Here is a 23,351-nt window from a genome sequence, read left to right on the forward strand (position 1 = left end):
GAAGGGCCGTAGATGAGCACCAAGGACTTCCTGGAGAAGGACTACTACGCCGTCCTTGGTGTGCCCAAGACCGCCACCGCCGAAGAGATCAAGAAGGCCTACCGGAAGCTGGCCAGGCAGTACCACCCGGACACCAACCAGGGTGACGTGACCAAGGAGACCAAGTTCAAGGAGGTCTCCGAGGCTTACGACGTCCTGTCCGACACCAAGCGCCGCAAGGAATATGACGAGGCGCGCACGCTGTTCGGGTCCGGGGTGGGCGGCCAGCGGCCCGGTGGTGGCGGTTTCCCGTTCGACTTCGGCGACCTGTTCGGCGGCACCGGACAGAACACCGGCAGTGGTGCGGGCGAGCGGCTCGGCGACCTGTTCGGCGGGCTGTTCAACCGTGGCGGCGGCACCACCCGCACGACCACCACGTCCAGGCCGAGGCGTGGCCAGGACATCGAGTCCGAGGTCACGCTGACGTTCACCGAGGCGGTCGAGGGCACCACGGTGTCGCTCAGGCTGACCAGCTCGGCCGCCTGCGCCGCGTGCACCGGCACCGGCGCCAAGGCGGGCACGACCCCCAGGGTCTGTCCCACCTGCGAGGGCACGGGCGCGGCCAGCCGAAACCTGGGCAACTTCGCCTTCTCGGAGCCCTGCCGCGACTGCAAGGGCCGCGGGCTGATCGTGGACGACCCCTGCCCCGTGTGCGAGGGCAGCGGCCGGGCCAAGAGCACCCGCACCATCCAGGCCCGCATCCCCGCCGGCGTGGCCGACGGCCAGCGGGTCAAGCTCAAGGCCAAGGGGGCGCCGGGCGAGAACGGCGGGCCCGCCGGCGACCTCTACATCCTCACGCATGTCAAGCCGCACGCCGTCTTCGGCCGGTCGGGTGAAAACCTGACGATCACCGTGCCGGTCACGTTCACGGAGGCGGCGCTCGGCGCGGAGATCAAGGTGCCGATCCTCAAGGGCATGCCGGTCACGCTGCGCATTCCCACGGGCACGCCCAACGGGCGCACGTTCCGTGTGCGCGGCAGGGGCGTGACCCGCAAAGACGGCACCAAGGGAGACCTGCTCGCCATGGTCGAGGTGGTGGTGCCGAAGACGCTCGACGACAAGTCACGTGAGCTCCTCAACGAGTTCAACACCGCGACCGCGGGTGAAGACCCGCGCGCTGAGCTGATTCAGCGAGCCAGAAGCGAGTAGCCGATGGACGCCAATTATTTCGACCTGTCAGATGACACACCTGTATACGTGATCTCGGTGGCCGCGCAGCTGTCGGGGCTCCACCCGCAGACGCTGCGCCAGTACGACCGGCTGGGCCTGGTCAGTCCTGGCCGCACGGCGGGGCGCGGCCGCCTCTATTCGACCCGCGACATCATCCAGCTGCGCGAGGTGCAGCGGCTCTCCCAGGAGGAGGGCATCAACCTCGCGGGCATCAAGCGGATCCTCGAACTCGAGAACGAAGCTCTGCGGCTGCGTGAGGAGGTTCACCGCCTGCGTGCCGAGATGCGCATGGTCAGAGCGTTGATCCGATATGAGCTGCCACCGGGGGCATAGAAAGAATGGACTACAAGCTCACCCAGAAGAGCCAGGAAGCGCTCTCGGGCGCCATGCGGCGTGCCGCCGCGGAGGGCAACCCTGAGATCTCCCCGGCCCACCTGCTGACCACCCTGCTCTCCCAGACGGGCGGCACCGCCGCACCCCTGCTCGAAGCCGTCGGCGCCGACTGGCGCACGCTGCGGGCGCGGGCCGAGGAGCAGCTCGCGGCGCTGCCCAAGGCGCAGGGCGCGACGGTGGGGGCGCCGTCGAGCTCCCGCCAGCTCCTCACGGTGCTCAACACCGCCGCCCAGCACGCCAACCGGCTCGAAGACCTCTACGTCTCCACCGAGCACCTCCTGGTCGGCCTGGCCGCCGACGGCGGCCAGATGGCCGAGCTGCTCAAGTCGCAGGGCGCGACGCCGCAGGCGCTGCTCGACGCGTTCGAGAAGGTACGCGGGCACGCCCGCGTCACCAGCGAGACCCCTGAGGACACCTACCAGGCGCTGGAGAAGTACGGCGTCGACCTGACCGAGCGCGCCCGCGCCGGCAAGCTCGACCCCGTCATCGGCCGCGACTCCGAGATCCGCCGCGTCGTCCAGGTGCTCAGCCGGCGCACCAAGAACAACCCGGTGCTCATCGGCGAGCCCGGCGTCGGCAAGACCGCGGTCGTCGAGGGCCTGGCCCAGCGCATCGTGGCCGGCGACGTGCCCGAGTCCCTGCGCAACAAGCGGCTGATCTCGCTCGACCTGGGCGCGATGGTCGCCGGCGCGAAATACCGCGGCGAGTTCGAGGAGCGACTCAAGGCCGTGCTCTCCGAGATCAAGGAGAGCGACGGGCAGATCGTGACGTTCATCGACGAGCTGCACACCGTCGTGGGCGCCGGGGCCGCCGAGGGCGCGATGGACGCGGGCAACATGCTCAAGCCGATGCTGGCCCGCGGCGAGCTGCGCATGATCGGCGCGACGACGCTCGACGAATACCGCGAGCGCATCGAGAAGGACCCGGCGCTGGAGCGCCGCTTCCAGCAGGTCTACGTGGGCGAGCCCTCGGTCGAGGACACGATCGCGATCCTGCGCGGGCTGAAGAGCCGCTACGAGGCCCATCACCAGGTGCAGATCGCCGACAGCGCGCTGGTGGCCGCGGCCGCGCTGTCCGACCGCTACATCACCAACCGCTTCCTCCCCGACAAGGCCATCGACCTGGTCGACGAGGCCGCCTCGCGGCTGCGCATGGAGATCGACTCCCGTCCCGTGGAGATCGACCAGCTCCAGCGCAACGTCGACCGGATGAAGATGGAGGAGCTGGCCCTGTCCAAGGAGACCGACGAGGCCTCCGTCCAGCGGCTCGAACGCCTCCGCAAGGAGCTGGCCGACCGCCAGGAGGAGCTCAACGCCCTCGTCGGCCGCTGGGAGCACGAGAAGGCCGGGCTCAACAAGGTCGGCGAGCTGAAGAAGCAGCTCGACGAGGCGCGCGGCGCCGCCGAGCGGGCTCAGCGCGACGGCGACTTCGAGGCCGCCTCCCGCCTCATGTACGCCGAGGTGCCCCGGCTGGAGCAGGCGCTGAAGGCCGCCTCCGACGCGGCACCGCCGGACAACGCCATGGTCAAGGAGGAGGTCGGGGCCGACGACATCGCCGAGGTGATCTCGTCGTGGACCGGCATCCCCGCGGGGCGGCTCCTGGAGGCCGAGACGGCCAAGCTGCTGCGCATGGAGGACGAGCTGGGCAGGCGGCTGATCGGGCAGCAGAAGGCCGTACAGGCCGTCTCCGACGCCGTACGCCGCAGCCGGGCGGGCATCGCCGACATCGACCGGCCGACGGGCTCGTTCCTGTTCCTCGGGCCCACGGGGGTGGGCAAGACCGAGCTGGCCAAGGCGCTGGCGGAGTTCCTGTTCGACGACGAGCGGGCGATGACCCGGATCGACATGAGCGAATACTCCGAGAAGCACAGCGTGGCCAGGCTCGTCGGCGCGCCTCCCGGCTACATCGGCTACGAGGAGGGCGGCCAGCTCACCGAGGCCGTCCGGCGGCGCCCGTACACGGTCGTGCTGCTGGACGAGGTCGAGAAGGCCCATCCCGAGGTCTTCGACATCCTCCTCCAGGTGCTCGACGACGGGCGGCTGACCGACGGGCAGGGCCGCACGGTCGACTTCCGCAACACGATCCTGATCCTCACCTCCAACATCGGGTCGCAGTTCCTCATCGACCCGAAGCTGGAGAACGGCGCCAAGCGCGAGGCCGTCATGGGCGCGGTGCGGAGCTCGTTCAAGCCGGAGTTCCTCAACCGGCTCGACGACGTCATCCTCTTCGACGCGCTGGGCACGGAGGAGCTGGCGCAGATCGTCGACCTGCAGGTCGAGCGGCTGGCACGGCGCCTGGCCGACCGCCGGCTGGCACTGGAGGTCACGCCCGCCGCCCGCGAGTGGCTGGCGATGACGGGCTACGACCCGCTGTACGGCGCCCGTCCGCTGCGGCGCCTGGTCCAGTCCGCCATCGGCGACAAGCTGGCCAAGGCCGTGCTGTCGGGCGAGGTCGTGGACGGCGACAAGGTCAAGGTCGACCTCGGGGACGACGAACTCCTGATCCAGCGCGCCTGACGGCGTTCTCCCGGAGCCCGGGGACCCTGGCGGGGTCTCCGGGCTCCGGCGTGCCGTCCTTCTCCGCGCGTGGTTTCGGCACGTGGTGGCCCTGGTCGGCGTGTCATGTCCGGGTCGTCCGGCCACGTCTTTGGTAAGGTCCGGTCCACTCTTCGGACAAGCCGCACGCCCGCGGCCGAATGTGTGACTACGTTCAGCGTTCGTCGGATCACCGAAAACGATCAGGGACGTGACGTGTCATCTCAGAAGATCCGGAGCATCATCGCGGTGGCCACTCTGACCGCGGGCATCACCTGGCTGGCCGCGACCCCCTCGACGGCCGACATGTGCAAGGGCGGGGAGCCCGCCCTGCTGTCGCCCAAGTCGGTCGCCACGTACTGTGAGGAGCGCGCCCAGGTGCGCCTGGACGAAGCCGGCGCCCGCGGCGGCAAGCTGGTCACCACCGAGAGCAACAAGCTCGCCATGGCGGCCGGGGAGATGGCCAGGCAGCTCGGCCTGACGGGGCTGGCCACCGGGCGCGAGGCGCTCGGCATCGCCGACCTGGGCGGGCTGGCGGCGAACTGGGGCATGCCCTCGCTGTTCTCGGCCTCGCCCGCGCTGTTGCCCATGGTGCCGGGTTCGACCTCGATGAAGGATCTGGCGACCGTGGCCGAGGTGCCCGCGCTGCCCGCCCTCCCCGTGCTGCCGCAGACGCCGCTGGTGGCCAAGCTGCCCGCCGAGATGCCGCTCGGGAACGCCGCTCCGTACCAGAACCGCATCGCGGGCTCCGCCGTCGAGTCGCCGCTGGACCTGAAGGAGCCGGTCGCGGAGGTCGGGTCCCAGGTGGTCGACATCCTGCTGCCCAAGGCGGTGCAGAGCGTCGAGGACACCTCGATGCTGCCGGGCGGCCAGCCCGCGGTGGACGGGTTCACGGGGCTGGCGCGGGAGCTGGGGCTGCGCTGAACCACCCACACCTGATTCACCCGCAGCCGGGCCGCCCCGAAGCGGCCCACACCACCGACCCGCCCGAAGGCGCCCAGAGGGCTCTGAGCCGTCCTGGGAGCCGAGGCGGGCCGGGTGGTGGGGTGGTCAGCGGGCGAGGGCGTCCAGCTCGTCCTCAGGGAGCCCGAGGTCGACCCGGATGCGGTAGCGGGTGCGCAGGAGCGCCCCCTGCTCCGGATCGTTCTCGTCGCATCCCAGGACCGCCTGGGTGGCCCATTCGAGCCCTCCCTGGAGGTCCCCGTAGGCGACCAGCGTCTCGGCGATCGTATGAGCGGTCGCCGTGGAGACGCCGCCCTCCGCGCGTATGGTCTCGATGACCTCCCTAGCCTCATCGGGCCGGTCGAGCTCGAAGAGCGTGTCGGCGATGCCGGCGCGCGGGTCGAAGCCCGCCTCGCCGCCGTCCTCGACCGCGCGCTGGAAACACTCCATAGCGCGCGCCGGCTGGCCTGCCGCCCGCCATTCTTCGGCAGCGAGGACCAGGATGGACGCCCTGGAGACGTCGCCCGACGAATAGCCGAGCGCTACGTCGTACAGCCGACTGGCCAGGGAACTGTGGTCGTCGGCCAATAGGGCCTGCTCAAGCAGACGATCAAGGTGCTCACGGGTCACATACGCCACACCGCGAGACTACCGAGCCAGTCGGCGCTTTGCCCGGTCAATGCGCATCGCCGGTCAGTCACAAATTCGGTAACGCCGCGTCCAATAGTGCTGACCCTGAGCGTGTCCGCCCAGGTGACAGGGCATATACGGGTCGCTTTGCTGCTACGCGAGCAAGGGGGCTGTGATGGGCGTGTCCAAGCAGATGACCTTCACACTGGCCTGTGTCGTCGTGTTGGCGGCCCTCGTCCCCGGTGTGGCGGGTTATTTGTCGGCCCGATTGGAGGCCATCGAATCCGCGGAGCGCAACTTGCATGCCCTGGAGGCAAGGCTGCATGTCCGCGAGGCAAGGGAAGCCCGTCCCGCCTCGATGTCGCCACCATGCCTGCGGACGCCGGCCACCCCGCGGTTCCAGCAGGTGCCCGCGATCGCCCTCGGCGAGCACGGGAGGCGGGTGCCTGCCTGGCTGGCAGGCCTGATCAAGGAAGTGGCGGACTTCAGGCCGGACTAGCGGACCGGCCAGGACCGCAGCTGGCGCGACAGGAAGCCCCGGATCAGCTGTTTGGCCGCGTCGATGATCTCCGGTGAGCCCTTGGGGTCGCGGCGGAAGGCCAGCTTGAGCACGGCGTCGCCGGCCTCGACCGCCACCAGCACGGCCAGGTCGAGCTCCGGGCTGTCGGCCAGCCCGAACTCCTTGAGCAGCAACCCCCGCAACCGCCCCGCGATCACGGTGTTGTTGTCGGAGTCGGAGTCGAGCAGGTTGAGGTCGACGGCGTCGCCGAAGTGGAGGCTCTTGAAGCCGGGGACCGTCCGGTGCATGTCGACGTACTCGTCGATGATCGCGTCGATGGCCTCCCACCAGCCGCGATATTCCTCCGTGAGGAACCTGCGGTCGACCCTGCGCACGAACTCCTCGACGTTGCGCCGGGTGAGCTCCTGCGTGACGGCCCGTTTGTCGGGGAAGAACTGGTAGATCGACCCGATCGCGACCCCTGCCCGCTCGGCGATGCGAGTGGTGGACAGGGCCTCGTATCCGGTCTCGTCGAGTAGCTCCGCGCACGCGTCGAGCATCCGCTCCACGCGGCGTGCGCTGCGGCGCTGGGCCGGCTGGCGCCTGAGTGCTCTGGGCTGGGCGCAATCATCATCGAGTTGCGGCGAGGACACGCAGTCATCTTCTCCCGGATGGGCGATCGTTACCTGCCAATTCCTGGATTTCTTATGGTTCCGCTCCGACGCGCGAGCGCGCGCATCGTTCCAGGCGAAATCCGGGAAAGGGCATACCCGATTTTCCCCTCCAGGTTGACCGGCACAACGGCCTGATTCCGGTGTACGGCCCGCAGAATGTGGGCGGCCACCCGCTCGGCGGGATAACCGCGCCGCGCCAGGCCCCGTACGGCATCTTCGCGCAGGTCAGCGCCCACGTACGTGGCGTTGCGCGCGATCGGCGTCGAGACGAACCCCGGGCAGACGGCGCTCACACCGATCCCGTGCCCGGCCAGCTCGGCCCTGAGGCAGTCGCTGAGCATCTTCACGGCCGCCTTGGAGGTCGAGTACGCGGGCAGCAGCCGGGACGGCGCGAACGCGGCCAGAGAGGCGACGTTGACGATGTGGCCACCTTCGCCGCGTTCGACCATGGCGGCGCCGAAGAGCCGGCATCCGTGGATGACGCCCCACAGATTGACGTCGACGGTCCTGCGCCAGTCGTCCACCGTATGATCAAGAAAAGACCCGGCGACAGCGATCCCGGCATTGTTCACCACAATGTCCGGCACCCCATATTGAGCGATGATATTTCGCGAAAAATCTTCCATTTGGCCGATATTCGATACATCGACCTGCACGGCGTGCCCCGTACCCCCGAGGTCCTCGGCGATGGCGTCGGCGGCCCGCGCCGCCGCGTCGGCGTCGATGTCCGCGCACACCACCTCGGCGCCGTGGGCCGCGAACGCCCGCGCCGTCGCCAGCCCGATCCCGGACCCCGCCCCGGTGACCACCACCAGCCGCCCGTCGAAGGCCCGCCGCGACCCCCGCACGGCGTGGGCGCCGTCGGCGAACTCGGCGATCATCCGGGCCACCGCCTCGGGACGGCTCCGGTGCGCCCAGTGCCCGGCCGCCACCTTCCGGTGCCGGAGCCTGGGCACCCACTGCCCGATCGAGGCCAGCAGCGCCGGGGTCACGAAGGCGTCCCGCGTGGCCTCGATGATCTGCACGGGCACGTCGCCGACGCCCGGATCGCCGTCCGCGCCCATGTTCCGCCGGTACATCCAGAGCCCGTTGCGCCCGTCCTCGGCCAGCGTCGGCGCCGGATGTCCGGGCCGCGGCGCGATGCCCTCGCGCCGCAGCGTACGGGAGATGATCCCCGGCATGACCGAGCCCCACGCCAGCTCCGGCACCACCGGAACCTGAAATGCCCCGATGTACCAGGACTTGATGCGCTGCGCCGCGACGTCCCGCCGCTTCCCGTGCCGCAGGAAATGAGCAGCCTGCCGCAGCCCGGGCCCGCCCAGGCTCGTGAAGGACGCGATCCGTTCCCGGATCCCGGCCCGCCCGAGGGCCTCCCAGCCCTGGAGTGACCCCCAGTCATGCCCGACGAGATGCACCTTGGACACACCTACGGCGTCGATCACCGCGCCGAGGTCGGCGATCAGGTGGTCGAAGCCGTAGTCCCGGCTGTCCCGTGGCGCCGTGGACTCCCCCGCCCCGCGCACGTCGTACCGGACGACGTGGTAGCGGTCGCGCAGGAGCGCGGCCACCTCGTCCCAGACGCGGTGCGTGTCGGGGTAGCCGTGGAGCAGCAGCACCGTCGGGTTCGCCGGGTCGCCTTCCTCGAAGACCGCCAGCCGCACGTCACCGGACTCGACCCATCGCATCGCGACCTCCTATTGGACGAATCGTCCAGTAGCATAGATCGTTCATGGACGCGCGGCCAGCCCGGCGCAGGAGCGCAGCGCCTTCCAGTCCGCGACCGCCTGGGTCCGGGCGGGCCCCGTCATCGGGACGGGCACACCCCCTTGGATGGTGGCCGGGGTCCAGCTGTCCTTGAGCACCTTCCGCCCGTTGATGGTCAGCGTCAGGACGCCGGTCCGGCCCGTGGTGCCGGGGGTGGAGTTGTAGAAGACGAAGTTGCCCATGCCGTAGTTGACGTACGCGTTGTCCAGGTACCCGGATCCGAGCAGGATGTGCGCGTGCCCGCCGACCACCACGTCGGCGCCCGCCTCGACCAGTTTGGGGGCCAGCGAGAGCTGCGCCGGGTTCGGGCACTTCTGCATCTCGGTGCCCCAGTGCAGGTGGACGATCACGGTGTCGGAGTTCTTCCGCGCCTGCCGCACCGCCCGCAACAGGCCGGCCTCGTCCTTGGCCGAGGCCAGCCCGCCCTTGTCGGCGGTGGCCGTCCACGACTGGATGAACTCCGCGTCCAGCACCTGCGTGGCCCCGATGATGGCCACCCGGTTGCCGTTCACGGTCTTGCGGAACGGCCTGTACGCCTGCGCCGCGTCCTTCCCGATCCCCACCACGGGGAACTTGCTGGTCCTGATCGCCGCCAGCGTGTCCGCCAGGCCGGTCTCCATGTAGTCCATGCCGTGGTTGTTGGCCATGGACACGACGTCGACCCCGGCGGCCTTCAACGCGGTGAAGGCGGTCGGCGGCGCCCGGAAGGTGAACTGCTTGCCCGGCGCCGGCGTCCCGCCCGTGGTGATCGCCGTCTCCAGGTTCACCATGGATAAGTCGGACTTGCGCAGCACGCTCGCGATCGGCCCGAGCGCCGTGCTCGGGCCGGCCAGCCGTCCCCGCAGCATCCCCTCGAAGTGCACGTCCCCGCCGAAGGAGATCGTGTACGGCCGCCGCTTCGGCTTGGGCTTCGCCGTCGGCGACTCGGCCACCTGCTGGTCCACCTGCTTGCTCTGCGGCTCTTTCTCGGGGGCCGATGAGCAGGCCACCAAGGACGCGGCGACGGCGAACAACGGGAGGGCACGGGGGAATCTCATCTGCCGCCACTTCCGCTCGAATCCGGTCGTTTAGGGATTGAGCATGCCATGCAGGGCGGATTACCGCGCAGGCTCCCCCTTCTCCAGCAACCTGCGCATCGCCTCCCGGGTCGCGTCGTCCATCGGCGTGTAGACGACCAGCCGGATCTCGGCCACGGCCGTGAGGCTGGTCGTGCTGAAGCGCAGCTCCCCCAGCTCCATGTGCTTGAACCGCTTCACCCTCGGCCCCGGCTCGGCCACGTCCTGCCTGGCCCACAACCGCGCGAACTCGGCGCTCTCCGAGCTGAGCCGGCGGACGAAGTCCTGCCAGCAGGGGTCGTCCACGTGGCGGCTGTAGGCGCCCCTGAACACCGCCACGGCCCGCGCGAGCTCCTGGTCGCGGTTGAGCAGCAGGGTCGTGGGGGCGGGGGTGAGGCAGGTGTACCAGAGCGAGTTCCGCTCGCCCTCCGGCGCGCTGACCAGCTCGGGGAACACGGCGGCGTAGGCGGCGTTCCAGGCCAGGGCGTCGCACCGGCTGTTGGTCACGGCGGCGGGCATGTCGCCGAGCCGGTCGAGGATCTGCCGCATCTCGGGCGTCACCTGGCCCGAGTCGGTGTCGGCCGGGCTCTGCGCCTGGCCCGCCAGGCGGTAGAGGTGCTGGCGCTCGGCGGCGTCGAGCCTGAGCGTACGGGCGATCGCGTCCAGCACCTGGGCGCTGGCGTTGATCGGGCGGCCCTGCTCCAGCCACGTGTACCAGGTCACGCCGACGCCCGCGAGCTGGGCGACCTCCTCGCGCCGCAGGCCGGGCGTCCGCCTGCGCGGTCCCGGCGCGAGGTCGACCATCTCGGGGGTGATCCGCTCGCGACGCGTACGCAGGAACGCCGACAGGTCGATGCGCTTTGCCTCTGCCACGCTCATGTCTCCACTATGGGGCGAACCACCAAATCCTATCCAGTTACCGCCAGTACCAGTATAAATGGGCTCTCGTTACTGGTACTGGATCCCCGGCAGACTGCTACACATGACGCAAACTGCCGCTATTTCCCCTTCTGTGGACACCAAACCACAGGAGAGGAACCGGGCCAGCGGCCTGCTCCTTGCGATCATCCTCGTGGGGCAGTTCCTGGCCATCCTGAACGTCAACATCGTCAACGTGGCCACCCCGACCATCGAGTCCGACCTGCACTCCTCAGGCGCCGGGCTGCAGATGATCGTCGCCGGATACACCATTGTCTATGCCGTCCTGTTGATCACCGGAGCCAGGGTCGGCGACCTGTTCGGCTACCGCAACGCATTCCTGGGCGGGCTGGCGCTGTTCACGGTGACCACGCTCGGCGCGGGCCTGGCGCCCTCGACGGGCTGGCTGGTGGCCGCCCGCCTGCTGCAGGGCGCCGGGGCGGCGCTGATGATGCCGCAGGTCCTGACGTTGATCCAGCGCAACTACCACGGCGCGGCCAGAGGCCGGGCGATGGGCTTGTGGTCGCTGGTGATCAGCGGTGGCATCGTGATCGGCCAGGCTTTCGGCGGGATCCTGCTGGGCCTGGGCGCGGGCTGGCGAGTGGTGTTCCTGGTGCTGGTGCCGATCGGCGCGCTGCTGATGGTGGCCGGGATGAAGGTGCTGCCCGCCGACGAGGGCGGAGGCCGGACGGGCCTCGACCCGTGGGGCCTGGTGTCCCTGTCCGCGGCCGTGCTCCTGCTCGTCGTGCCGCTGGTCCTCGGCCGCGAGCTCGGGTGGCCGGCGTGGGGCTGGATCTCGATGGCGCTGAGCGTGGTGACGTTCTTCGCGTTCGTCCGCATCGAGCGCTGGGTGACGGCCCGCGGCGGGCGTCCCCTGGTGGACGCGCGGGTGCTGCGCGCGCCCGGCATGCGGCCGGGGCTGGCGATCCTGCTGTTCGGCCCGGCGACCTGGGGCGCGTTCCTGTTCACCTCGGCCCTGCACCTGCAGGGCGAGCTGCACCTGACGCCGCTGTCCTCCGGCATGATGCTGGTGCCGTGCGCGCTGGCCTTCGGCCTCGTCGGGCTCCTCTGGCCGCGCCTGCCGCTCCGCCTGCAGCGCCCGCTGGTGCCCTTCGGCTACGTGGTGGCCGCCCCCGCCTACCTCGGGCTGGGGCTCGCCGCCGACGGCGGCCTCCCGTACGCGCTCATGAGCGCCCTCGTCGGCGCCGGGCTCGGCGTGCAGGTCGCGGTGACGAACATGGCGACCGAGCAGGTGGACGACGCCTACGCGGCGGACGCGAGCGGCGCGCTGCTCACCGTGATGCAGCTCGGGCAGGTCATCGGCGTCTCCACGGTCGGGACGCTGTTCATCACGCTGAGCCAGGGCCACGGCACGGTGTCCGCCTCGCTGGTCTCCTCCATCGCCATGGCGGGCCTCGCCGTGGTCGCGGGGCTGAGCTCGCTCTTCCTCGTACGGCGCCGCGTACCGGCCGCATAATCCGGGCCCGGGAATTTCCCCCCACAAAGCAAGGCGGCCCGCGCCCCCCTTTACCGGGGGCGCGGGCCGCCTTATGCACTCCGGGAAAAGACTTCCCGGAAAGAAACCTCAATCTGCGAAATATCCCTGAGCCGTCCTGCCGCGCGAGAAAAAATGCTGCGGCGGTTACGGTTTTTCAGGCACCTGGTACGAGCGTGGCCAAGTCGAACTCGCCCTCACGCACTCCCGCGGTGAAGGCGGCCCACTCCTCAGGAGTGAAGACGAGAACGGGCCCGTCCTGCTCCTTGCTGTCCCTGAGCGCAACGTTGCCGTCAGCCAGGGGGGCGACCTCGACGCAGGCCGATGCGCCGTTGCAGAATCTGCTCTTCCGCCAGGCGGCCGCCGTAGTGTGGATGTACATTCTCTCCCCAAATGCGTAAAGGGGCTCCGTTGCCCCTTCCTGAGGTCTCGCCGTTAACGTCTCCACAGCATGGCCTTCCGCTGGATAAGAACACGTGATTCGTCCTCATCCAGGGCCTCCGACTTGATATGGTCGAAAGCCGCTTCGTACCCGGCCACCCGTTCGAGATCATCGACGAAGTGAGCAGTATACAGCTGCTCTAGGTACACAACATCATCAAATGCCGCAAACTTAAGATGAATAAACGCACCGGTGTTAACCGGATGAAGTGAGTCCAAGGTCAGGACGTGAATGCTGACGTGCGGCAGCAGGGAGACCTCCAGGAGATGCTCCATCTGCTCGCGCATGACCGAGGGCTCGCCGAAGCGACGCGTCAGCGCCGACTCGTCGAGAACCACCGTCAGCTCGCAGGGATCCGCCCGGTGCAACACCCGCTGCTGCCTGTCGAGGCGGGCTTCGACCCGGCTCCTGACACCGCTGTGCGTGATGCGCGCGATGCCACGGGTCGCCAGGATGACCTCCCTGGCATAGTCCTCGGTCTGCAAGGTGCCAGGCACGATCTGGGGTTCCCAGTTGCGCTGGAATTTCGCCTCAGCCTCTAACCCGAGGAATCTTGTGTACTCCTCAGGTAGAGCGTCCTCGTAATCTTCCCACCAGCCGCGCTGCTCCGCATCCCGCAACAGGCCGAAGAGCTCGTCAAGTTTCTCCTCGTCCACGCGGTAAAGCTGCGCCATGACCTTGATGTCGTCAGCGCTGGGCATGGTCTTGGCGGCCTCGATGCGGCTGACCTTGCTCGCGGACCAGCCGAGCTCGCTGGCCGCCCTGGCCCCGGTGAGCTTCTTCCGCTCCCGGAGGAGGCGCAGCTCCTGACCGAGCCGGAGCCTGCGTACAGTCGGACTGCCCTGCTGCGATGGCACCGCCACTCTCCTTGTTCGGGAATGAAGGTGTAGCCGGTGGGGATCGTTTGGGGCCCGGCTTTTGGGGCCGTTCGCCCAATCTTACACTGCAAGTTGCATGTGGAGTGCCGCTCGTCCTTGTCAGAAGGCTTTCATGGGTAGAGCGTAGGGGCAAGACGAACTACGGCCAGGGGTGGGCCTGGGGTGGAACATCTCCCGTTGCACGCCGTGCATGACACTTCTGGTGCAAGTTGCACGGCAAGAGGTTAAGAAATGTAAATCTTCCCTTGCTTAAAGTATTGCAGCATCGCTCACCTCGGGGGACGATCGGTTCCAGGAGGGTTCTCGAGTGGTGAGGAGGCCGGACATGACGACACGGCCGTACACATCGGGCTCTCCGACTTCGATCGCGCGGCCCCGCCCGGGCCGCCTCGCCGGCAACGTCGCCGCCCCGGATACGAAACTCCGCCCCAGGGAGGCCGCTTGCCGGAAGGACTTCGGAATCGCCTGAAGAACTCAGCGAGAGTCCGCTCGTTCGAGCCTGGAAAAAACCGGGCCGAGGCTGACCACCAGCGCGCCGCATTCGGGCTGCCACCCTGCGGCGAGACCGGTCATCAGCCGTCGGTCCGGCGAAGAAGCCACCTCTGAAAATGCCGCGAAAGGGGTCTTCTCATGTACTCACAAGGTACCAAGGGACTCGCCCGAATCAAGTGCCGGATCCGAGAGCTTATGGCTTGGGCCGATCGCGAGATCTGCATGGAGCCCGACGAGTTCGCCCACCACGTCGGATGGACCGTGAGCAGGACCGGGTTCGGCTCCCGTCGCTACCGCGACCCACGGTTCGACCAGCTCAGCGTGCCACAGCGCGTGACGGAGGAGGTGTCCTGACGTGCCGAGGAACCCGCGCAACCAGATCTACCCCGCCAACGAGGACCTTCCCGCCGCCGGGCGCGGCGGGCCGCTGGTCAGGCTGTGGCGGGTCCGTACCGAGCTGATGCTGCTCGCCGCGCTGGCGCTGCTGACGCTCACCCTGCTGGGGGCCACCCAGGAGGGCCGGTGGTGGCCGTTCGTCCTGCTGACGAGCGCCGTCTCGGTGCCGGCCGCCACCAGGAGCGGGCGCAACTGGGTGAGCGCGCACTTCTGGTGCGTGGTCTCCAGACACCGCCTGCACCGGGTCTGCCTGGAGACCACGATGCACACCAGGGCCGGGCGGATCCCGCTGGTGCTCTGGATCACGCCGACGACCACGGGCGAGAAGGCCCTGATCATGACCAGGGCCGGCATCTCCGCCGAGGAGTTCGAGGCGTACAGCGAGGAGATCGCCGCCGCCTGCTGGGCCAGGAGCGCGAACGTCTACCGGCACCGGCGCCGGGCGCAGTTCGTGATCGTGGAGATCGTCAGGCGCGACGAGGTCCCGGGAGCGACCTCTCCCGGACTCGACCGGCTGTACGGCAGACGGGCCTGGATCTCGCTGAGACCCGACCTCGAGGAGCCGCCTGATCTGCGCGCACCGGCCGCACCGGCCGCGCTGGCCAAGGCGGGCTGAGGACCTGGGGGAATCCGGGACATTTCCCCGGGTGGGAAGCCCCGGAGACCGCGGGGGCTCCGGGGCTTCCCCATGTGCGCGGTACGGGCCAAGATGAGTTCAGCTGGCGAACTCAGGAGTCGTGATGACGTCGACCGTCCACCGGACCTGTCCCCTCTGCGAGGCCGTCTGCGGCCTGACGCTCACCCTCGACGAGGGCGGGCACGTGACCAGCGTCCGCGGCGACAAGGACGATCCGTTCAGCAAGGGGTTCATCTGCCCGAAGGGGGCCAGCCTCGGCCGGCTCGACGAGGACCCCGACCGGCTGAGCAAGCCGCTGATCAGGGAGGGCGACCTGTGGCGCGAGGTCGGCTGGGAGGAGGCGTTCGCCGCCGTCAAGGCGGGCCTCGACCGGGTCGCCGACCGCCGGTCCGCCGCGATCTACCTCGGCAACCCGAACGCCCACAGCATGGCGGGCGCCCTGTACGGCGCGCCCCTGATCAAGGCGCTCGGCACCCGCAACGTCTACTCCGCCAGCACCGCCGACCAAATGCCCAAGCACGTCGCGAGCGGGCTCATGTTCGGGCACCCGCTGGCCATCCCGGTCCCCGACCTGGACAGGACCGACTACCTGCTGATGCTGGGGGCCAACCCGCTGGAGTCCAACGGCTCGCTGTGCACCGCGCCCGACTTCCCCGGACGGCTGAAGGCCCTGCGCGGCCGCGGCGGCCGGCTCGTGGTGGTCGACCCGCGCCGTACGCGCACCGCCGCGCTGGCCGACGAGCACGTCTTCGTCCGCCCCGGGACGGACGCCTACCTGCTGTTCGGCATCGTCCACACGCTGTTCGCCGAGGATCTCATCAAGCCGTCACACCAGGTCAACGGGCTGGGCGAGGTGCGCGAGGCGGCCAAGCACTTCCCGCCGGAGGCGGTCTCCGGGCGCACCGGGGTGCCCGCCGAGGTGATCGTGCGGCTGGCCAGGGAACTGGCGGGAGCCCGTACGGCCGCCGTCTACGCCAGGATCGGCACCTGCACGGCCGAGTTCGGCACGCTGGCCCAGTGGCTCGTGGACGTCCTCAACGTGCTCACCGGCAACCTCGACCGGCCGGGCGGCGCCATGTTCCCCAAGCCCGCGACCGAGTTCGGCGCGCGGCGCAGGCCGTACACGGTGGGCCGGTGGAAGAGCCGCGTCAGGGGGCTGCCGGAGAGCAACGGCGAGCTGCCGGTGGCCACGCTCGCCGACGAGATCGAGACACCCGGCGAGGGGCAGGTCACGTTCCTGATCACGGTGGCGGGCAACCCCGTGCTGTCGGCGCCCCACGGGGCCAGGCTCGACGCGGCCTTCGGGCGGCTCGACTTCATGGTGAGCGTGGACCCGTACCTCAACGAGACCACCAGGCACGCGAACGTCATCCTCCCGCCACCGCGGATGCTGCAGTCGGGCCACTACGACTTCGCGCTGCTCGGGTTCGCGGTCCGCAACTACGCCCGCTACTCGCCGCCGCTGCTACCGCTGGACGGGCAGCCCTCCGAGGCCCAGATCCTGGCCAGGCTGGCCATGATCGCCTCGGGCCTGGAGGGGGACCTGGACGAGTTCGTGATCGGCGAGATGCTGCGCAAGGCCACCGAGACGCCCGGCTCCGGGGTCGAGGGACGGGACGTGGCCGGGCTGCGCGCCGAACTGGAGGGCGAGACGGGCGGCGAGCGCCGGCTCGACCTCATGCTCAAGCTCGGCCCCTACGGCGAGTGGGCCGGCAAGGGCGACCTGTCGCTGCGCAAGCTGCTCGACAACCCGCACGGCCTGGACCTCGGCCCGCTGGAGCCCCGGCTCGGCGAGGTGCTGAAGACCGCCTCGGGCCTGATCGAGCTGGCGCCGCCGCAGATCGTCGAGGACGTGGAACGGCTGCGCGGCAAGCTGGACGAGGACCCGCCGGAAATTGTTCTGATCGGGCGGCGCCACCTGCGCTCCAACAACAGCTGGCTGCACAACGTGGGCCCGCTGGTCGGCGGCAGCAACACCTGCACGCTGCAGATCAACCCGGCCGACGTGACCAGGCTCGGGCTCGACGGCGAGGCGGTGGTCCGCTCCGCGAAGGGGCAGCTCACGGTGCCGCTCGAACCCACCGACACGATCATGCCGGGTGTGGTCAGCCTGCCGCACGGCTGGGGCCACGCGGGCAGCTCACAGAGCGTGGCGGCCGAGCACGCGGGGGTCAGCGTCAACACGCTCACCGACGAATCCACCGTCGATGTACTGAGTGGTAACGCAGTGTTCAACGGAGTTCCGGTCACGATTTCACCAACCGGGGTGATCATCGCACAATAGGGTGTCGCGCGTGACTATCGCGCCAGAAGAGGACCGCCTGAACGCCCAGATCGCCTTCGCCATCGAGATCGACAAGTTGAAGCGGATCATCCGCCGCAACCATTTGATGGACGGCTCGCGGCGGGAGAACACCGCCGAGCACTCCTGGTACGTGGGCACGTTGGCGATGATCCTCGGCGAGCATGCCCCACCCGGGACCGACCTCCAACGGGTGGTGGCCATGTTGCTCGTACACGACCTGGTTGAGATCGACGCCGGCGACACGTTCATCTATGACCCTGTGGAGGTGGCCGCGCAGGCCGGCGCCGAGCGCGCCGCCGCCGACCGCATCTTCGGACTGCTGCCCGCCGACCAGGGGCAGTGGATGCGGGAGCTGTGGGACGAGTTCGAGGCCAGGAAGACGCCGGAGGCCAGGTTCGCCAAGGCGCTCGACCGTTTCTCCCCGATCCTGGCCAACCACCTCACCGAGGGCGGCACGTGGCCGTTGTTCAAGGTCAAGGCCGCGCAGGTCAGGGAGAAGGTAAGGATCATCGAGGAAGGTTCGCCGTCCCTCGGCGCGTACGCGCTGGAGCTGGTCGAACTCTCCGTGGCCAGGGGACACCTGTCCGAGTGATCCCCACATGGGCGGGGTAGGGGACTTGTCGTGAAAGAGGAAGTGCGAGCGAAACGTGGGCCGTTGCGGGGTTTGGCCGGGCCGGTTGCTCTCGCCGACCGGCTGGAGAAGTCCAAGACCCTGGACACGCCGATCAGAGTGCTGGCCAAGACCGTACGCCAGCGCATCCGTCCCGGCCGGCTACGTGACCTGCTGCACGGCGTCCCCACGGGCAAACCGCTGCACCCGCCGCTGGCCACGGTCAGCCTGGGCTGCTGGCTGTCCGCGGCGGTGCTGGACCTGACCGACGGCGATCCGCGGGCCTCGCGTGTGCTGCTGGCCACGGGCATCGCCAACGCGCTGCCCACGGCGGCGGCCGGGCTGACCGACTGGTCCTCTCTCCACCGCGAGCAGCAGCGCGTGGGCTTCGTCCACATGCTGTCGAACGTGGCCGCGCTGGGCCTGTTCTCCGGCTCCCTGCTGGCCCGGGTACGCGGGCGCGAGCAGCTGGGCCGCACCCTGACCCTGGCCGGGCTCGGCCTGGCCGGGCTCGGCGGCTATCTCGGCGGCCACATGGCCTACCGGCAGGCGGCCGGGGCCAACCACGCCCCGCAGGTTTCCCACCTGGTGCCGCTGGGCTGGCACGACCTGTGCCTGCTCAAGGACCTGCCGGAGGGCCGGCCCGTCGCGCGGCGGCTCGGCTACATCCAGCTCTTCGTGCTGCGCCAGGGCGAGGCCGTCACCGTCCTCGCCGACCGCTGCCCGCACCTGGCCGGCCCGCTGCACCAGGGCAGGCTGGTCATGGAGAACGGGGAGGCGTGCGTGGTCTGTCCGTGGCACGGCAGCACGTTCAGGCTGGCCGACGGCTCGGTGCGGCACGGTCCTGCGACCGCCCCCGCGCCCATGTTCGAGACGCGGATCCGGCGTGACGGCACGCTCCAGGTGCGGCCGGGGTTGACCTGAAGTTCGCTTGAGGTTTTACCGTCGGCCCCATGAACACGATTCTGGTGACCGGCGCGACCGGCAATGTCGGCAGGCATGTGGTGTCCCAGCTCGCGGGAGCGGGGCTGGAGGTGCGGGCCCTCGTCAGGGACCCCGCGCGGGCGAGGCTGCCCGAGCACGTGGAGGTGGTGCGCGGCGACCTGTCCGCGCCCGGGACGCTGGAGCCCGCGCTGAAAGGCGTGGAGAGCGTGTTCCTGCTGTGGCCCCATTTCACCGCGGACGGCGCCGCCGAGGTGGTCACGACCATCGCCGGGCAGGCGCGGCGCGTGGTCTACCTGTCGGCCAACGTGGCGGACGAGCCGGCGACGCACTACCACGAGGTCGAGCGGCTGATCCGGCAGTCGGGGCTCGGGTGGACGTTCCTGCGGCCCGGCGGCTTCGCGGCCAACACGCTGGGCTGGGCCGGGCAGATCAGGCAGGGTGTGGTGCGCTGGCCGTACGGGCAGGCTTCGAGGCCCCTGATCCACGAGCGGGACATCGCGGCCGTCGCCACGCACGTGCTCACCTCGGCGGGCCACAACGGCGCCACGTACGTGCTGACCGGCCCCGAGCGGCTCACCCAGGCCGAGCAGGTGCGCGTGATCGGCGCGGCGACCGGGCGCGAGGTGCGCTGGGAGGAGCAGCCGCCGGAGGAGGCCCGCGAGCAGCTCATGGCCGCCTGGGGGAACGCGGCCTTCGTCGAGAGCGCGCTGAAGGCGTGGGGCAGCTTCGTGACGGCTCCCGAGCAGGCCACCGACACCGTGGAGCGGCTGCTCGGCAGGCCCGCTCTGACGTTCGGCCAGTGGGCGGAGGACCACGTGGCGGACTTCAGCTGACCTCGTCCACGGGGTGCTCCACGAGGGCCAGGATGCGGCTGGACATGAACCTGGCCGTGCGCACCGGCGTGCCGGTGCGGGTGACCTCGCTCACCTCGACGAGGCCCCGCCTCGTGGTCACGTCGACCCGCCGCCCGGCGCGAGTGGCCCTGATCTCGTACGTACGGGGTGTGCCTCCGGCATCAATGACGATCTCTACCCAGTCGCCCTTCATGTACGGATTCATACCCGCAAACGCGGCACTCTATCCGTACACCAGTACGAAAATCGCCGCAATACCGACGCAGACGATGATCCCCCGGAGCACGGGCGCCGGGATGCGCCGCCCCACCCTGGCGCCCAGGAAGCCGCCCGCCACCGCGCCCATGGCCACCCCCGCCACGGCGAGCCAGTTCACGTGCGCGACCACGATGAACAGCGCGGCGGCCACGGCGTTGACGATCAATGCGAGGACGTTCTTGGCCGCGTTCACCCGCTGGAGGTCGTCGTCGAGGAAGCTGCCGAGCAGCCCGATCAGCAACACACCCTGGGCGGCGCCGAAGTACCCGCCGTAGATCCCGGCGGCCAGCACGCCGAACCACAGCTCCAGCCCTCCGTGCGGGTGCGCGTGCCGGCGCCGGTCGGCCAGCCACCGGTTGAGCCTGGGCTGCACCAGGACCAGCACGCAGGCCAGCGCGATCAGCGCGATGACGACGACCTGGAACACCGACGGATCCAGGAACAGCAGCAGGATCCCGCCGGCCAGCGCTCCGAGGGCCGAGGCCAGGCCCAGGCGCAGGAGACGTTCGCGCTGGCCCCGGAGCTCGGGGCGGTAGCCGTACGCGGCGGTGAACGAGCCCGGCACGAGCCCGATGGTGTTGGAGACGTTGGCGGTGACGGGATCGACGCCGATCGCCAGCAGCGTGGGGAACGTGATCAGGGAGCCGGACCCGACGACCGCGTTGATCGCACCGGCCACCATCCCGGCCACGCAGACCGCGGCCAGTTCCCACCCCGTCACAAGCCCTCCTTACGTGTCCGGGCTCTTAGGGGGTGTGAAGAGGCCGCCCAGATTCTCCAGAACTTTGCCCATTTCTGATGGGACGATCCAGATCTTATTGGCGTCGCCCTTGGCGATCTCAGGCAGGGTCTGCAGGTACTGGTAGGCGAGCAGGTGCTGGTCGGGCTGCCCCTCGTGGATGGCCTTGAACACCATGCCGATCGCGTCCGCCTGGCCCTTGGCCCGCATGGCCTGGGCCTCGGCGTCCGCCTGCGCGCGCAGCACGGCCGCCTCCGCCTCGCCGCGCGCCCGCAGCACGGCCGCCTGCTTCTCGCCCTCCGCCTGGAGGATCGCCGCCTGACGCTGGCCCTCGGCGGTCAGCACGGCGGCGCGCTTGTCACGGTCGGCGCGCATCTGCTTCTCCATCGAGTCCTGGATGGAGGAGGGCGGGTCGATGGCCTTGAGCTCGACCCTGTTGACCCGGATGCCCCACTTGCCCGTCGCCTCGTCGAGCACGCCGCGCAGCGCGGTGTTGATGTCCTCGCGCGAGGTCAGCGTGCGTTCCAGGTCCATGCCGCCGACCACGTTGCGCAGCGTCGTGACCGTGAGCTGCTCGACGCCGATCAGGAAGTTCGCGATCTCGTACGTGGCCGCCTTCGGATTGGTGACCTGGAAGTAGATGACGGTGTCGATGGACACGACCAGGTTGTCGGAGGTGATCACCGGCTGCGGCGGGAAGGAGACCACCTGCTCCCGCAGGTCGATCATGTCCTTGATGCGGTCGATGAACGGCACCACGAGGTTGAGCCCCGGGGTCAGCGTCCGGTGGTAGCGCCCGAGGCGTTCGATGATGGCGGCCGTGGCCTGGGGGATGATGCGGACCGTTCGGGCCACCCCGAAGCCCACCGCCGCGACCACGACAAGGGCGACGATGAGTTGCTCGACGGACATGGCGACGCTCCGAAGTCGAGGGGACCGACTCCGTTGATCCTATTTCCTTTCAGCTTTCGGCGGCTTTTATGTGGATAAATAGGGGGATTAGTGGGCGCGCGCGTACCAGCGGCCCTCGGCGCTGCGCTCCAGCGAGAGCGGCACCCCGAACGTCTGCGACAGGTTTTCGGGCGTCATCACGTGCTCCAGCGGCCCCTGCGCCACCACCGAGCCGTGCCTCAGCAGCAGCCCGTGCGTGAACCCGATCGGCACCTCTTCCACGTGGTGCGTCACCAGCATGAGCGTCGGCGAACGGTAGTCGCCCGCCAGCACCGACAGCCGGCGCACCAGGTCTTCGCGCCCGCCCAGGTCGAGCCCGGCCGCGGGCTCGTCGAGCAGCAGCATCTCGGGGTCGGGCATGAGGGCGCGCGCGATCTGCACCCGCTTGCGCTCCCCCTCCGACAGCGTGCCGAACCGCCGCCTGATCAGATGGGCCGCGCCCATCATGTCGATCAGCTCGACCGCCCTGGTCACGTCGTTGGAGTCGTACTCCTCCGTCCAGCGGCCCATGATCCCGTACGAGGCGGTCAGCACGAGGTCGATGACCTTCTCCTCCGGCGGGATGCGCTCGGCCAGCGCGGAGCTCGCCAGCCCGATCCGCGGGCGCAGATCGAAGACGTCCGCCTGTCCCAGCCGCTCCCCGAGCACCTCGACCAGGCCCTCGCTCGGGTAGAGCAACGTGGCCGCGACCTGCAGCAACGTGGTCTTGCCCGCGCCGTTGGGGCCGACGACGACCCAACGCTCGTCGGCGTTGACCGTCCAGTCGATGCCGCGCAGCAGGGCCGCTCCGTCCCGCCTGACGGCGACGTCCTGGAGCCGCAGCACCTGACCACCCATCCCCGATACCTCCTTAGGAGTCACGCTCGGGACAAACCTATTGCAGGGCGAGCGCATATCGTGGATCGGTGCGCCCTGAATCGCCTGTCTGTCCCTCCCTGGTCGCCTGGGGCAACGCGTGGCTCGCCGGTCACGTCGGTCTCGACGAGGCGGCTGACCACGTGGAAGCCGCCGGCGGTCCCACCGTGGCCGACGACGTCCCGTTGCGTAAATACCTCGCAAACCTGCGCTCCGACGGCCTGCGCGAGTTCCGCCTCGCGCTGCCCGCGCCCGGCGATCCGCTGGGGCTGTCGGGGCCCGCGCCGTTCAACTCGGCCGCGGTGGACGCCGGCGAGGCCGCCATCGCGGTGCTCGACGGCCGCAACCTCGGCCTGGTACCGGTACCCGACCTGCGCGGGTCGTCGTATGTCGGGGTACGCCTGGAGATCCACGACTCCGGGCCCGTACGCCATGATCTGCCGTCGCTGTCGGAGGCCGAACGCGAGCTGTCGGAGGCCATGCGCTCGGCCACCGACACCCTGTCCGCCGTCGAAGGCCCCCTGCAGTCCCGCCCCTCATCCGTCGGGCACCGGGGCGGCGAGCTGGCGCCCGGCTACCCCGCGCGGGCCCACCGCGTCTCCACCCTCGCCACGCGGCTGGCCGCCGTGGTGCGGCTGGCCGACGAGCGCGGGCTCACGTCGGGGCAGGTCGCCGCCCGCGCCACTGCCCTGCGCGACCTGGACCGGGCGGTACGCCGTGCGCTCGTGGCCGCCCATCACGCGATCTTCGAACCGATCAGGAGCACGTAGCCGGCCCGCTAAGAGGTCCTAACAAAATGATCTAGGAATAAAGGGTGATCACCTTCAGGTTGATCACCGCCGTGAGGAAGGGCGAGCAGCCACCGTGGATCGTGCC

Annotated in this window: 23 protein-coding genes and 1 pseudogene; 13 read left to right on the forward strand and 11 right to left on the reverse strand. The window is 69.7% G+C overall.

Going from position 1 to position 23,351, the window contains the following annotated elements; all coding sequences use genetic code 11:
* Positions 1-12: 12 nt before the first annotated feature.
* From dnaJ to ACWDRB_RS60200, 4 genes and pseudogenes are all read left to right on the forward strand, one after another.
* Complete coding sequence (gene dnaJ / locus ACWDRB_RS60185; protein ID WP_350739723.1) at positions 13-1,188, forward strand: molecular chaperone DnaJ; 1,176 nt, start codon at positions 13-15, stop codon at positions 1,186-1,188.
* A 3-nt stretch (positions 1,189-1,191) separates the two neighbouring features.
* A pseudogene (locus ACWDRB_RS60190) lies at positions 1,192-1,515 on the forward strand (heat shock protein transcriptional repressor HspR); the annotation flags it as partial.
* Between the two features lie 32 nt (positions 1,516-1,547).
* Entirely contained in the window at positions 1,548-4,118 is a 2,571-nt protein-coding gene (clpB, locus tag ACWDRB_RS60195) for an ATP-dependent chaperone ClpB (protein WP_449910651.1), read from the forward strand.
* A 234-nt stretch (positions 4,119-4,352) separates the two neighbouring features.
* A complete protein-coding gene (locus ACWDRB_RS60200) occupies positions 4,353-5,060 on the forward strand; it encodes a hypothetical protein (protein ID WP_449910653.1) in 708 nt (235 codons plus the stop codon).
* A 126-nt stretch (positions 5,061-5,186) separates the two neighbouring features.
* On the opposite strand, the gene ACWDRB_RS60205 is transcribed toward ACWDRB_RS60200, so the two are convergent.
* The gene (locus ACWDRB_RS60205; protein ID WP_350739714.1) at positions 5,187-5,717 is read right to left on the reverse strand and encodes a tetratricopeptide repeat protein; all 531 of its coding nucleotides are present in this window, start codon (positions 5,715-5,717) and stop codon (positions 5,187-5,189) included.
* 166 nt (positions 5,718-5,883) lie between these two features.
* Between ACWDRB_RS60205 and ACWDRB_RS60210 the strand changes: the two genes are divergently transcribed.
* On the forward strand, positions 5,884-6,207 hold the full coding sequence (locus ACWDRB_RS60210; RefSeq protein WP_355210190.1) for a hypothetical protein: 324 nt from the start codon (positions 5,884-5,886) through the stop codon (positions 6,205-6,207).
* Here the strand turns inward: ACWDRB_RS60210 and ACWDRB_RS60215 are convergent.
* The 4 genes from ACWDRB_RS60215 to ACWDRB_RS60230 form a co-directional block, all read right to left on the reverse strand.
* The gene (locus tag ACWDRB_RS60215) at positions 6,204-6,767 is read right to left on the reverse strand and encodes a TetR/AcrR family transcriptional regulator (RefSeq protein WP_350739856.1); all 564 of its coding nucleotides are present in this window, start codon (positions 6,765-6,767) and stop codon (positions 6,204-6,206) included. The genes ACWDRB_RS60210 and ACWDRB_RS60215 overlap by 4 nt on opposite strands.
* A 122-nt stretch (positions 6,768-6,889) precedes the next feature.
* Positions 6,890-8,566 carry an SDR family oxidoreductase gene (locus tag ACWDRB_RS60220; RefSeq protein WP_449910655.1) on the reverse strand — a complete coding sequence of 559 codons (1,677 nt, stop codon included), beginning with the start codon at positions 8,564-8,566 and terminating at the stop codon, positions 6,890-6,892.
* Positions 8,567-8,608: 42 nt separating this feature from the next.
* Positions 8,609-9,682 carry a CapA family protein gene (locus ACWDRB_RS60225; RefSeq protein WP_449910657.1) on the reverse strand — a complete coding sequence of 358 codons (1,074 nt, stop codon included), beginning with the start codon at positions 9,680-9,682 and terminating at the stop codon, positions 8,609-8,611.
* Positions 9,683-9,742: 60 nt separating this feature from the next.
* Positions 9,743-10,579 (reverse strand): helix-turn-helix transcriptional regulator, encoded by an 837-nt coding sequence (locus ACWDRB_RS60230; protein ID WP_449910659.1) that lies wholly within the window; start codon positions 10,577-10,579, stop codon positions 9,743-9,745.
* A 103-nt stretch (positions 10,580-10,682) separates the two neighbouring features.
* Between ACWDRB_RS60230 and ACWDRB_RS60235 the strand changes: the two genes are divergently transcribed.
* Positions 10,683-12,095: an MFS transporter gene (locus ACWDRB_RS60235; RefSeq protein WP_449910661.1), complete on the forward strand. Its 1,413-nt coding sequence runs from the start codon at positions 10,683-10,685 to the stop codon at positions 12,093-12,095.
* Between the two features lie 175 nt (positions 12,096-12,270).
* Here the strand turns inward: ACWDRB_RS60235 and ACWDRB_RS60240 are convergent, their stop codons facing one another.
* Both ACWDRB_RS60240 and ACWDRB_RS60245 read right to left on the reverse strand, forming a co-directional pair.
* Positions 12,271-12,495, reverse strand: coding sequence for a DUF397 domain-containing protein (locus ACWDRB_RS60240; protein WP_350739697.1), 225 nt, complete (start codon positions 12,493-12,495; stop codon positions 12,271-12,273).
* 53 nt (positions 12,496-12,548) lie between these two features.
* The gene (locus ACWDRB_RS60245) at positions 12,549-13,412 is read right to left on the reverse strand and encodes a helix-turn-helix domain-containing protein (RefSeq protein ID WP_350739694.1); all 864 of its coding nucleotides are present in this window, start codon (positions 13,410-13,412) and stop codon (positions 12,549-12,551) included.
* A gap of 708 nt (positions 13,413-14,120) precedes the next feature.
* Between ACWDRB_RS60245 and ACWDRB_RS60250 the strand changes: the two genes are divergently transcribed.
* The 6 genes from ACWDRB_RS60250 to ACWDRB_RS60275 all read left to right on the forward strand — a co-directional run bounded on the left by ACWDRB_RS60250 (position 14,121) and on the right by ACWDRB_RS60275 (position 19,651).
* The gene (locus ACWDRB_RS60250) at positions 14,121-14,279 is read left to right on the forward strand and encodes a hypothetical protein (protein ID WP_364253693.1); all 159 of its coding nucleotides are present in this window, start codon (positions 14,121-14,123) and stop codon (positions 14,277-14,279) included.
* 1 nt (position 14,280) lies between these two features.
* A complete protein-coding gene (locus ACWDRB_RS60255; protein ID WP_449910664.1) occupies positions 14,281-14,937 on the forward strand; it encodes a hypothetical protein in 657 nt (218 codons plus the stop codon).
* A gap of 124 nt (positions 14,938-15,061) precedes the next feature.
* Complete coding sequence (locus tag ACWDRB_RS60260) at positions 15,062-17,242, forward strand: molybdopterin-dependent oxidoreductase (RefSeq protein WP_449910666.1); 2,181 nt, start codon at positions 15,062-15,064, stop codon at positions 17,240-17,242.
* Position 17,243: 1 nt separating this feature from the next.
* Positions 17,244-17,855 (forward strand): HD domain-containing protein, encoded by a 612-nt coding sequence (locus tag ACWDRB_RS60265; RefSeq protein ID WP_350739682.1) that lies wholly within the window; start codon positions 17,244-17,246, stop codon positions 17,853-17,855.
* Positions 17,856-17,918: 63 nt separating this feature from the next.
* A complete protein-coding gene (locus tag ACWDRB_RS60270) occupies positions 17,919-18,797 on the forward strand; it encodes a Rieske 2Fe-2S domain-containing protein (RefSeq protein ID WP_350739679.1) in 879 nt (292 codons plus the stop codon).
* 29 nt (positions 18,798-18,826) lie between these two features.
* Positions 18,827-19,651, forward strand: a complete 825-nt coding sequence (locus ACWDRB_RS60275; protein ID WP_449910669.1) for an NAD(P)H-binding protein — start codon at positions 18,827-18,829, stop codon at positions 19,649-19,651.
* Here ACWDRB_RS60275 and ACWDRB_RS60280 read toward each other — a convergent pair.
* The 4 genes from ACWDRB_RS60280 to ACWDRB_RS60295 form a co-directional block, all read right to left on the reverse strand.
* On the reverse strand, positions 19,644-19,865 hold the full coding sequence (locus tag ACWDRB_RS60280; RefSeq protein ID WP_350739673.1) for a hypothetical protein: 222 nt from the start codon (positions 19,863-19,865) through the stop codon (positions 19,644-19,646). The genes ACWDRB_RS60275 and ACWDRB_RS60280 overlap by 8 nt on opposite strands.
* A gap of 30 nt (positions 19,866-19,895) precedes the next feature.
* On the reverse strand, positions 19,896-20,651 hold the full coding sequence (locus tag ACWDRB_RS60285; RefSeq protein WP_350739670.1) for a sulfite exporter TauE/SafE family protein: 756 nt from the start codon (positions 20,649-20,651) through the stop codon (positions 19,896-19,898).
* A gap of 9 nt (positions 20,652-20,660) precedes the next feature.
* Positions 20,661-21,581 (reverse strand): SPFH domain-containing protein, encoded by a 921-nt coding sequence (locus ACWDRB_RS60290; RefSeq protein WP_449910672.1) that lies wholly within the window; start codon positions 21,579-21,581, stop codon positions 20,661-20,663.
* An 87-nt stretch (positions 21,582-21,668) separates the two neighbouring features.
* Positions 21,669-22,457: an ABC transporter ATP-binding protein gene (locus ACWDRB_RS60295; protein ID WP_350739664.1), complete on the reverse strand. Its 789-nt coding sequence runs from the start codon at positions 22,455-22,457 to the stop codon at positions 21,669-21,671.
* Positions 22,458-22,525: 68 nt separating this feature from the next.
* On the opposite strand from ACWDRB_RS60295, the gene ACWDRB_RS60300 reads away from it, so the two are divergent.
* Positions 22,526-23,245, forward strand: coding sequence for a hypothetical protein (locus tag ACWDRB_RS60300; protein WP_363976865.1), 720 nt, complete (start codon positions 22,526-22,528; stop codon positions 23,243-23,245).
* The last annotated feature ends 106 nt before the right edge of the window (positions 23,246-23,351 follow it).

Source organism: Nonomuraea sp. NPDC003707, from assembly GCF_053587055.1.